Genomic DNA, 11,210 nt, shown 5'->3' on the forward strand with positions numbered 1-11,210 from the left:
CTTATCCTCTGGGCCGGGGCTGATATGATGATGAATCTGACCAGGGCAGGTTTTGATCTCATTGGAAAGGCAGATCTGATTGAATTCTGTACTCTTGCCCAGATAGGGAGAGGTATGAATGCATCCCTGATCTTTCTCTCTCTTGATACACTGATCACGTTTACAATCATCTGTCTCGCCCTGTGGTCAGGCTGGATTGTCTATCTGACTCAGATCGAATCATACCTGTGGTATACCACCACAACATTAAATCTCATCAGTCTCTCCCTCGTCAGTCTGTGGACTGAAATTCGGCGAAAGATCGGGTAAAAATGAACATCGGATTTATTGCCAGGTACCAGGAATCGCTGAATAATCGTTTCGTGGCGGTATGCTGGTATTCTATGAGATACATTCTATACAGTTCATGAAAGCTTCTATAATCTCCTGGAATGCTTTAAAAATAGCGAAAACAGTTTTAATATCAGGAATCGAATGGAAATCAGACAATTCTTCCTGCCTGACATTGATGAGTACCGAGCGATGTTGTATCCAGTATAATTTTCCGGATACTGGTCTTTTCCGCTCCTGACCGATGAGGAGCTATTGATTCTGGAAGGTACGTATGGTATCAGAAAAAAGGGATTAATCCTTATGGGGATGATGGAGTACCTTATCTTCAATGGTATGCACATCACGAATAAGTTCATCCAGAACCGACAACACTGCCGGCATGATTGCGACCGCTCCAATCAAAGAGAAGAAGACTGCAATCACCGTGGTCAGACCAAAATTGCTGATCATATTAAAGTTTGAGAGCATGAGGGCTGAAAATCCAAAGAATGTGGCAAACCCGGATACCATAATGGCTGATCCGATCTTCCTGACACTTTCACGAATCGCATCAAGTGTATTTGCCGCAGTCTCCCGTTCTTCCAGATACCGTTCCATAATGAGGATGGTATACTCTGCAGCAACCCCTATTGTCATCGATCCAAGACAGGCAGTCATGGGAGTGTAATCAATGTTCAGGATAAGCATGGCAACTGCATTCCAGCCTACGATACATACAATCGGAACGATTGGAGTGACAGCATGTATTTTCCGGTAAATCAGAGCCAGGAATGCAACTATCAGGATAAATCCTAATAATGTCATCTGCTCCTTACTTTCAGCGATATCTGAGATGAGCGTGGTAAAGAGATCAAAAGTTCCGGTTATTGATGCACTGATACCCGGCGGAGGCGTTATAAGAACTAGGTCATTATTCATCTGGGTCTTGAGTTCATCCTGTTGTGGCATTTCAAGACGCTTGGTTGAAAATTCAATGACGGTTTCTGTTCTGCCATTTACATACTCATTCCTGATACCTTCCGGAATTTTTGCTATGACCTCATCAATTTCGAATTGAGTTGAAGGAATCGTTCCGTTATTATAAATTTTGATATAATCGACAATACTTGTGGAACCTGTTATCTCCATATAAAGACTGAGTTCATTCTTTTGGAATCGCTCTATCCACCGGAGGACGTCTGGTGAGATAACATTGTTTCCAGTGACAAGTACCGGAACAGGTGTGGTGGACCCGATTGTTCTACTGACTTTATCAAGCGAAATCTTGGCAGGCATATCAGAGGGAACAAATGTCCGTTCATTTGTTGATATGGGGATTGACGGGTCAACCTGAAGGCCGATAAATGCTATGAGTACAGCAACCATCAGAACAGGCAGTGGGTTTTTTGCAATCGTAACTGCTGTTTTTGAGAGTATAAGATCTGCACGGGTTGGTTTTTCCTCACCCTGTTTTCCTTTTGGCTTATACCGGATCAATACCGCAATAAGAGGAATTCCGATGAGTGAAGTCAAATAACAGACACTAACACCGATGATTGCGACAAGACCAAACGATCGGATCATTGGAACCGGAGAGATAAACATCGCGATGAATCCCATCGTTGTTGCAAGCATTGCAAAGAGTACTGCCGGACCGGTTCGTGTGATGGTAATTTTGACCGCTTCAGCGAGAGGACCTTTCCGTGCCTCTTCCTCCAGTCGTGCATGAAACTGGATCGCATAATCTATGCCAAGTCCAATGAGTACAGGAAACGCAGCAATAACGGCGGTATTTATATTCACACCAAAGAGTCCCATGATACCAAAGGTGAGTATAAGTCCGATAGCGACTATTAAAACCGGAATAAAACGATGACTGACATAGGCAAACAGAATACCCATTACAATCACCATCAGGATCATGGCACCCATAATAAGTGTCCCCATGGATTTACTCAGCTCCTGGCCCATCTCCTGCTTGAAGACCGGGTTTCCCGTTAAAGTAACGGTAATTCCCGGTGGGGGATGTGAACTGTTCAGGAACGAACGGACATTATTCATCACGCTCTTTTGTTTCTGATCTGTCATCCCGACATCCAGCTTGATCATCATCATGGTCAGAAGATTGGATGGAATGTATCTGTTTAATACTTCAGCCGGAATGTTCTCTTTTAATTTTTTAATCTCACCGGTAGAACGTGGGATTACTCCATTATTAGTCTGTTTCACCAGATCAGCAATGCTTGAAACCGAGGAGATGTATTGCAGATTTTTAAGGCCCGGGGTAATTTCATCGATATATGCGATGACATCAGGACTTAAAGGATCATTACTCTCTATGAGAATGACAAGCGTGTCCTGGCTGAAGGTATCCTCATAATGGGAGAATACAATTCCCTTCGGTGAATTCTTATCTAGATATGTCTCATTCCCGGTTTGCATCTTGAGCATCGTCATTCCGATTATTGAAGCGATAAAAATGAGAAAGAGTGCTCCAAGAACCAGTTTTGGCCGGTTCACTATAACCGATGAGATGCTTTCAAAAATGGAACGCATGGTGGTTCTCCACGAGGTTCCTTATACAGTTGCAGTTTTTCTGCGGGTGGTATGGTACCGGTAGGCTGCACCAATTATTGCAATGAGTATGACGGCGATGATGATTGGATTAGAGAGTATTGCAGAGAGACCATCTGGTTTACCGGCAGTTATCTGCACCTTAATGGTGTCGGATATCTGGCTGTTATCGAGGGCATCACGATATCTGATCTCTGAATCAAGACCGTAGGTTTTTTCAATCGCGTCAGCGTTTGTAGTAATTTTGAATTTGGCTACAGCAGTCTCACCAGGCTTAATGTCTCCAAGATATGCGAGATCATCATCGCTTGAGAAGGGATCTACTGCACTGATACGGGCTTCAGAGCTGTACGCAGTTGCATCACCATCATTCCGGTACTCAACCTCTATGACCTGTTTACTCCCTATTGTCACCTTTGGGGGATCATTGACCATACTAAACTTGATCTTGCCTCCAACCGGAATACCGATCTGTTCTGAGGGAGTTTCCATTGATTCACCATCAGCATTTTGATAGGTGACAAGAACTTCAAGGGGATACTCCTGAGGTTCTGCATCTCTTGTTACTGATACCTTGAACTTTGCATCAACAACATCACCGGGTTTAAAGTCACCGATATATACGGTACTGTCAACCGGTACCACCGGGGAGTTTCCAAACCGTGATAATTTGGCTATTGCTTTTCGGCCGGTATCTGCACCACTGTTTTTGAGAGTGATGGTAACAAACCCTTCTCCTCCGGCATTGATATCTTCAGGAATAACTTTTACAACATCAAGGTTAATTGCCGATTTTACAATAAACGGCACAATTAAATTTACTTTCTTGGTGCTGTACCGGTTCACAACGCTGTCTGTTCCAACCTGCTCAGCTGCAGCAAGGTATGTATACTCAATCTGAACCGGAAGATTATAGGTTCCTGCTTTTCCATCATCTTTTACTCTGATTTGAAACTTTACCGGTTTGGATTCAGAACCTGCAATGTCACCTATCATCTGGGTGTCTGATTTGATAAGGATTGGAGCACCATCAGGCAGCAGTGTGACCCGGACCATCTTTGCAGTAGAAGGAACATCATCGCGGTCAACAATACCTGACTGAACCATCTTAATGTAATTCAGCCCGGTGTTCTCAATCAGAACAGTAAGCTCAACCGTTGTTCCCGGCGTGAATTCATTCAGTCCGGAGATTGCTGCAGTTAAGTTCGGCTCACCGGAAAGGTATTTTGTTCCGGCCATGACTGGTGATATACATAGTGCTGCCAGACATAATCCGATGAGAATTATGGAAGGCACCCTGCTCCATTGCAGGATTTTTTGAGTGGTAAAATCTGAAACTAATACTTTTTTCATGGACTGTACACCTGAGTAATTTTCACGTGCGTATATCTCCGTGGAATATGAAAGTATATATTTATTTTGTTTATGTGTTACACATAGGTGTATCCTATATGTGTTAAATATATGAGTAACTTTTTTGTGTCACGAATGTACATTGATATGTATGCATCGGTTGGCTGATGAACTGGCCCATATTAAGGATCTACTCCGAAATCATCCCCAGGGGATGAGTGTCACTGAGATAGCATCTGCTCTTGGGCGAAATAAGCACTCAACCGGGCGTTACTTGGATATTCTTCACGCATCAGGTCATGTGGACCTGAGGACGTTTGGGATGGCGAAAGTATTCACCCTTTCATCCCGTGTCCCCCTCTCAGCCCTTCTCTCCTACACAACTGATCTTGTCCTTGTTCTGGACCGTGATATGAGAATTATTCAGGGAAATGATCCTTTTTTTCACATGTTAGAGATCAATGCTACTGATTCTCTTCAAAAAAGGATTAATCAGATAAATCCTCCTAATCCTGCAAATGGAATTTTTTTAAAAAATCTGGCCGGCATACTCTCATCGCAGCAGGAATCCTTTGAAATCATTCGGGAAGGATCTGAAACACGGTTTTTTCGGGGGAAGGTAATTCCCACGGTATTTGAGGATGGTAGTTCTGCAGATACCATCATCCTTGAGGATGTTACCGTAGAAAAAGAGGCACTTAACGCTCTGCAGGAGAGCGAAAAATTCTTCAGAAGCGTGTCTGACCATTTATCAGACGGACTTATTGTATCCGAGATCAAATCCGGAGAGAAAAAAGTCATCTTCTATAACCAGCGCCTTTGTGAAATTACCGGGTATTCAGCAGATGAAATTCATAATCTTCGACCTGAAAACCTTGCAATTCCGGAAGAGAAAGAACGATTTGAGAAAGCTCTCAGGGAGGCAGAACACAACAAGGGCTCTATGAAAGAGATACGGTTCTGGGCGAAGAGAAAAGACGGCGAATCAATTTATCTCTCAATCCGTGTAAAACTGGTCCCCTTCGGTGATGTCATTCGTGGGTATATTCTTATTACTGACATGACCAGATGGAAAGAACAGGAAGAGGCCCAATTACTTCAGGCAACGCTGATACAGCGTCTTATAACGAACTTTCCCCATCCTATCTTCATCCTTCGCGAGGATGGAGTGTTTTTTATTGCAAATTCCGCATTTTGTGAGTTAATCCAAAGTGATCCGGATTCTGTCATCGGAAAACATGCACAGCAGGTGATGTCACCGGATATCGCGAGAGAGTTTTTACTCAGAAATGACGAACTGATTCATCAGAATGCCGTATCACATATCCATGTGGTTACCCGTTTTTTCAGGCCTGATGGTACTATAGGCCCAGTCATTATCGAGAAATCACCGGTATCTGCGGGAGATAATACACCGACGTATATATTTGGTGTGGTAATTACTGAAGAGTTGTGCCCGCATAAGAATATGTAAGAGATATCTCTTTTATTTTGGTACCTATGACCTGACCATATTATATTATCATACCTCTCTTGAGATTTTCTGAGAATCTCATTTTTTTATCGGGACCTGAATTCTGGCCTTAGCTAGTAATAACATTATTGGACTCAGAGAAAAAGAAGAAGAACAGGTAGGCTTGGATATTTCCCGGCATAGGGAGAGTATAGAACCTGATCTTTAAACATATTCTTTTTAAATTAAGACTGGCTCGAGTTCTTTCTCAATTGTTACCGTCTCACCTGGATTTGGGAACACCCACATAACATAATCCTTATAGGTATCAAGAGTAATGGTCACTTTATACCGGTTTGGAGGGATATCATTCAGAACAAGATATCCATCGGCTGGAACGGTCCCAAACCAGATTCCATTTAATAACACATCAGATCCTGGTGGAACGGTCTTAATCTGTATTGTTGATGAACGGGGAATTGAATGTACCGGTATCAACTCAAGATGAATATTTGCGGAGCGATCCTGCCTGGTAAATACATCAGTTATGGTATCGTGATATCCGTTCATCCGCCCCGTTATAATATGTTGTCCATCATTCAGCGGTCCTATCAGTAAGGGAATATCTTTGGTTGTTTTCCCCCGGTATATTCCATCGACCAGAATTTCTGTATCCGGGGGTGTTGAGGTGACAACGAGTTCTTTCCTTTCATAATTTGGGATAAGGATCGCATGTATAGAAATCTGCGACCACTCTGTTACCTCCACTTTTTCATCTACATACGGTTTATACCCCGCCTTACTGACCTGAATTGTATGGATTCCCTCCGGGACATGTTCAAATGTGTATGGAAGAGGGATTGGTGAGTTTCCATCAAGATTTACCAACGAGCCAACTGGATGAGCATCTACAAAAATTGAGCCATATTTTTGTGACGGTATGAGTGTATATGAGATTTCTTTCTGCGTATTCGGTTTTAAATTCTCTGAAATGATAATTGAGCCATTCTGATATCCTTCCTTTTTGAGGACAATAGTCCATGGCGGAAGCATGAAATTATCTGGAATAAAGAGTAACGGGGTTGTTCCATATAATTTTCCCTGAATATATACCTCCGCACCAGCCGGATCTGAATGTATCACATATGATCCAAAAAGTCCCTGAGACTGGTTTGTATCTCCAGTACAGATTATGATCCCACTAATGATAACAAACCAGATAATAATTGAAAAAAGTTTTCGTTCAGTCACACCAATCCCTGAATTGAAATGGCGTGAGAATAAGATAAAGGAATCGGTATTATTGTATCAGAACTGCATAAAATCAAAAAAAGGTATATTAATGAGTAACCCAGAATCCATGTTTATTACAATAGATTCTGACTTTTTTTACAGAATCAAAAGGAACACAAAATTCTTTTTCAGGATTATCTCCAGGTTTTAGTGTGGATGTCTGAAGATACGTATCACCCATTACTTCTATCCACTGAATATAATGGTCATCAACCATGGGGTGAGGCACGGATCCGACTTTTACCTTAATTCCGCTTTCTCTCTTTTCCACAACCGGAACATGTTTCTCTTTCCCCTCTTCATCTCCGTGCTTTTCAGGAAGATGAACCATTGGCTGATTGCAACATACCAGGGTTCCTTTCCCTTCATGAACTACAAGGACCATTTGCCCGCAGATGTTACAATGAAATAATTCTAACATGATGCATCAGATAGAAAGGGTTGTCTATATGGATATAATTTTCATTCACTTACCCTGCTGATAATCCCTGCAAGGATATCATTTCTGAGTTCTTTTCAGATTGTAGAGAAATCATCTCATATTATAAAAACAAGGAGGAGAAGATCAGATGAAGATGACGAGACCGTATTGAAGAAAAGGATCTTTTCACAGGTCTCATCAATCCCCCCAACGTATCTGTTCTTCTTCAGTATATAAAAATATGCCATGCAATAGAACATATACAAATAATCATATAAATCTAAAAATTAACAATCTTCTTGTTTTATAGATTTCATGCCCGAATACATAGTATCTGGTTCCTGAAATATCTCAATTTAATCATGCACCAGATGTCCAGCCATCTCCAAGGTAATTTTCGGATCCAAACTCTTTGCTTTATGAATTATTTGGTAAGTCTGTTATTTATTTCCAAGTTCATTGAGTATCCTGGCTTTATAGATGAGAGTTATTGATTTTCTATTAAAATATATTAAGTTAAACATATCTACTAATTTCAAAGGATATGCCTTTGATGAAATCTGGGAAGATTCATTCCGATAACCCAATCTCTCTCTGATGATCTTCCATGAAATGTCAGACAAGGCAAAATTTTCATTATATTGCATTATAATTGAATTCTAACTCATATAAGGGTTACAATATAATCAGAGAATTATAAGAAAATTTTCTCTAAGGTAATAATCTTTCTCTATATATCAGAAATTATAATTGATTATACTGGGACACACAGATAATGTCTGACATGATTGTCGAAAGGGCCGTATAGTTCAAATATCTGAAAATATTTACAAGTAATTTATCGAAGAATAATCCAAATATCTGATGATTTTCGAGGGTACGAAATATGAGTATTTAATTTTCATTTTGTAAATTGAATATAAAAGATCATTAACTTTATCTGATCTTTTATACTTATAAAAATATAAAAACTCATTATTGATATGTTTTTCAGAAAACCCTCTTTGTAGCCCATGATATCGCCAATGGAATGGCGAGATTAATACTAGATAGTTATGGTTTTGAAAATTTAACTATGATCTTATTTTTATATTATTCAATCAATATAATAATGGACGATGATCGATCCCAATTTTAAAACATCAATTTCCAAAGATCAGAAAGAGATTGCAGAACTTTTATGGAATATCGGCTTAAAAAAAAATAGTGCTCTTGTTCTGGCTCTCATGTTACAGGATATAGATCTCTCTTCACGGGATATAGAACTATTAACTGATTTAAGACAACCAGAAGTCAGCCTTGCAATCACCGATCTCATGAAATATAAATGGATAGATGTTATCCGGTATGTCAGGGAAAAAAAAGGTCGTCCTGTGAAAATTTTTCATATTGTCAAAAAACCAGATGAAATACTTAATGAATTAAGAGATGCGATGATAAATGAATATGAACGGAAAATTAGGGAAATTGATTCATTAAAAAATTATTTGAGATATGAATTATAATGCGGTAACCGGGATTCGAACCCGGGCTAAGGGCTTGGGAAGCCCCTGTCCTGCCGCTAGACTATTACCGCAGATGCCTACTAAGGTTATTGATAATTACAGATAAATGTTACAATTTGTTCTTTCCAATTATCGGCCTTTTTGAAGTTTTTGAATTTCGTGATATAATTCCCGCTGATTCGCAAGCTGAATATCCGCCTGGATACCAAACATTATGATCTGGATTCCGACAATTACCAGGGTTACTGACAGGATTGTAAGTGGAATATGATCAATATTTTTGAGCCAGTCAATAATTATATAAATACCAATAATCCCACCGGTTAAGAGAAAAAACATTCCAATTATTCCAAAATAAAACATTGGATTGTTTAATTTTGCCAACCGGTAGATAGTTCGACCGATTTTAAAACCATCATGGAGGGGATCGAGTTTAGTATCACTCCCGATCCTGACCCCATAGGATACAGGAATAATCGCTACCTTGTCATCATTTCTGACCGATTCCGATGAAATTTCTGTTTCAATTCCAAAACCCTGTTCATACAGTCGCATTCTTCGGAGTGATTCACGTGTAAATGCCCGGTACCCGGTCAGGATGTCATAAAGATACCGGCCATGACTTACTTTAAATAGCCAATTTAAAATCCGATTGCCAAGGAGGTTTAAATGATTAAATGATGCATAATTGGGGGGTATGAGACGGTTACCCAGTGACTGATCATATCCAGATAGAAGAGGGAGGACAAGTAAATCGGCTTCTGCTGGATCATAGGTATTATCACCATCGATGAGAACTACATAGGGTTTAGAAATTTTTTCAATTGCCTGGATAAAAGCTGCACCTTTTCCTTTTCCCTTTTGAATAAGCACTGTTGCCCCTGCATTCTGAGCGATTTCCCTGGTTTTGTCAGAGCTGTTTCCATCTATTACAAGGATATCCGTATATCCTATATCATGAAATTTATTTATAAGAGGGCCGATAGTAGGTTCTTCATTCAGGGTTGGAATAAGAATACAGACCTGTTCCCGTGGGATTTCCATCATATATATGTTCAATAAGATACTATTTAGTTTAATCCTCTCAAATTTTCAGATTTAGATAATTCATGAGAATATTAGTCTTATAAAGTCTCGTATTCTCTTGTAGTATAAGATTGTTAAAAAAGGAAACCAGCAAAAAAACCGACAGAAAAAATTTAGAAGTTATTAATATACCGCTCAATCTCCCATGGATGAACAGTAAGTCTGAATTCATCATTTTCTGCAATAGCGATCTTGGTTAGATTTTCAACGATATGCGGGCCAAGTGCATCACAGATGACTTTGTCTTTTAACAGTTCATCATTTGCCTCGATCAGAGAGCCGGGGAGCATCTCAATTCCACGGTCCTTCCGCTCCTGTTCACTCAGGTGGTAAATATTGACATCCGTGGGTGGTGGTGGGAGAATCTTGTTTTTAATGCCGTCAAGGGCGGCTGCTATCATACCGGCGAAGAGCAGATATGGGTTACATGTCGGATCCGGACTTCTGAATTCAGCCCGGGTACTGTTTCCTCGTGCTGCTGGGACACGGATTAATGCAGAACGGTTTGCAGCACTCCAGGTAATGTATACCGGAGCCTCATATCCGGGAACCAGACGTTTATACGAATTTATGGTCGGGTTTCCAAGACGTGCAAGAGCCTTTGCATGCTTTATGAGGCCTCCGATATAATACATCATAATTTCAGATAACTGATTCTCAGCATTGGGATCATAAAAGACATTCTTTCCATCCTTACTGAGGGACCCATGGGTATGCATACCAGTACCATTTATTCTGGCAATTGGTTTGGCCATAAAGGTGGCATGCATCCCGTTCATAAGAGCAAGTGTTTTTGCAGCAAACTTAAAGGTAATTACTTTATCTGCAACCGAGAGTGCATCTCCATATTTAAAGTCAATTTCATGCTGAGAGTCTGCTACCTCGTGATGGGATGCTTCAATTTCGAATCCCATTTCAGTCAGAGCGAGAACTATCTCACGTCGTAAATCTTCCGCAGCATCACTGGGTGCAAGGTCAAAATAACCTCCATGATCTACAAACTCAGTGGTGGCCTGTCCCTTTTCATCTCTTTTAAAGACAAAAAATTCTAGTTCTGGCCCACAATTAAAGGTATATCCTAATTTTGCAGCCTCATCAAGATTCCGTTTCAGAACAGAGCGTGGATCTCCCTCAAATGGTTTGTTCCCATAGGTGTAGACATCACAAATAAACCGTGCAACACGTTTATCGGCAGGTCTCCAGGGAAGGATCT

The 11,210-nt window shown here is 40.5% G+C and carries 8 protein-coding genes, 1 tRNA gene and 1 pseudogene; 3 read left to right on the plus strand and 7 right to left on the minus strand.

Annotation, left to right across the window (positions count from 1 at the left end; genetic code table 11):
- Nucleotides 1-309: pseudogene (locus tag PLA23_RS05580) on the plus strand (hypothetical protein); the annotation flags it as partial.
- A gap of 315 nt (nucleotides 310-624) precedes the next feature.
- Here the strand turns inward: PLA23_RS05580 and PLA23_RS05585 are convergent.
- Entirely contained in the window at nucleotides 625-2,868 is a 2,244-nt protein-coding gene (locus tag PLA23_RS05585; RefSeq protein ID WP_324474339.1) for an efflux RND transporter permease subunit, read from the minus strand.
- A 21-nt stretch (nucleotides 2,869-2,889) separates the two neighbouring features.
- Complete coding sequence (locus tag PLA23_RS05590) at nucleotides 2,890-4,239, minus strand: COG1361 S-layer family protein (protein ID WP_324327830.1); 1,350 nt, start codon at nucleotides 4,237-4,239, stop codon at nucleotides 2,890-2,892.
- A gap of 151 nt (nucleotides 4,240-4,390) precedes the next feature.
- On the opposite strand from PLA23_RS05590, the gene PLA23_RS05595 reads away from it, so the two are divergent.
- Entirely contained in the window at nucleotides 4,391-5,713 is a 1,323-nt protein-coding gene (locus PLA23_RS05595) for a PAS domain S-box protein (RefSeq protein ID WP_324474341.1), read from the plus strand.
- Between the two features lie 219 nt (nucleotides 5,714-5,932).
- Here the strand turns inward: PLA23_RS05595 and PLA23_RS05600 are convergent, their stop codons facing one another.
- Both PLA23_RS05600 and PLA23_RS05605 read right to left on the minus strand, forming a co-directional pair.
- Entirely contained in the window at nucleotides 5,933-6,943 is a 1,011-nt protein-coding gene (locus PLA23_RS05600) for a PEGA domain-containing protein (protein WP_324474344.1), read from the minus strand.
- A gap of 88 nt (nucleotides 6,944-7,031) precedes the next feature.
- Complete coding sequence (locus PLA23_RS05605; protein WP_324474346.1) at nucleotides 7,032-7,406, minus strand: desulfoferrodoxin; 375 nt, start codon at nucleotides 7,404-7,406, stop codon at nucleotides 7,032-7,034.
- 1,118 nt (nucleotides 7,407-8,524) lie between these two features.
- On the opposite strand from PLA23_RS05605, the gene mreA reads away from it, so the two are divergent.
- On the plus strand, nucleotides 8,525-8,911 hold the full coding sequence (gene mreA, locus PLA23_RS05610; RefSeq protein ID WP_324329037.1) for an MreA family transcriptional regulator: 387 nt from the start codon (nucleotides 8,525-8,527) through the stop codon (nucleotides 8,909-8,911).
- Here the strand turns inward: mreA and PLA23_RS05615 are convergent.
- The 3 genes from PLA23_RS05615 to glnA form a co-directional block, all read right to left on the minus strand.
- Nucleotides 8,912-8,982 (minus strand) — tRNA-Gly (locus PLA23_RS05615). It abuts the gene before it with no gap.
- A gap of 58 nt (nucleotides 8,983-9,040) precedes the next feature.
- The gene (gene aglJ / locus PLA23_RS05620; protein WP_324329039.1) at nucleotides 9,041-9,958 is read right to left on the minus strand and encodes an S-layer glycoprotein N-glycosyltransferase AglJ; all 918 of its coding nucleotides are present in this window, start codon (nucleotides 9,956-9,958) and stop codon (nucleotides 9,041-9,043) included.
- A gap of 152 nt (nucleotides 9,959-10,110) precedes the next feature.
- Nucleotides 10,111-11,210, minus strand: a 1,100-nt coding sequence (gene glnA / locus PLA23_RS05625; RefSeq protein WP_324474348.1) for a type I glutamate--ammonia ligase, incomplete at its 5' end; no start/stop codon positions are given.

The organism is Methanospirillum sp., assembly GCF_035406105.1.
GTDB lineage: Archaea > Halobacteriota > Methanomicrobia > Methanomicrobiales > Methanospirillaceae > Methanospirillum.

Bases quoted from the DNA above. Each gene is read 5' to 3' on its own strand.
- aglJ (WP_324329039.1), bottom strand. From the start codon at position 9,958: ATGATGGAAATCCCACGGGAACAGGTCTGTATTCTTATTCCAACCCTG.
- PLA23_RS05585 (WP_324474339.1), bottom strand. From the start codon at position 2,868: ATGCGTTCCATTTTTGAAAGCATCTCATCGGTTATAGTGAACCGGCCA.
- PLA23_RS05605 (WP_324474346.1), bottom strand. From the start codon at position 7,406: ATGTTAGAATTATTTCATTGTAACATCTGCGGGCAAATGGTCCTTGTA.
- mreA (WP_324329037.1), top strand. From the start codon at position 8,525: ATGATCGATCCCAATTTTAAAACATCAATTTCCAAAGATCAGAAAGAG.
- PLA23_RS05595 (WP_324474341.1), top strand. From the start codon at position 4,391: ATGCATCGGTTGGCTGATGAACTGGCCCATATTAAGGATCTACTCCGA.
- PLA23_RS05590 (WP_324327830.1), bottom strand. From the start codon at position 4,239: ATGAAAAAAGTATTAGTTTCAGATTTTACCACTCAAAAAATCCTGCAA.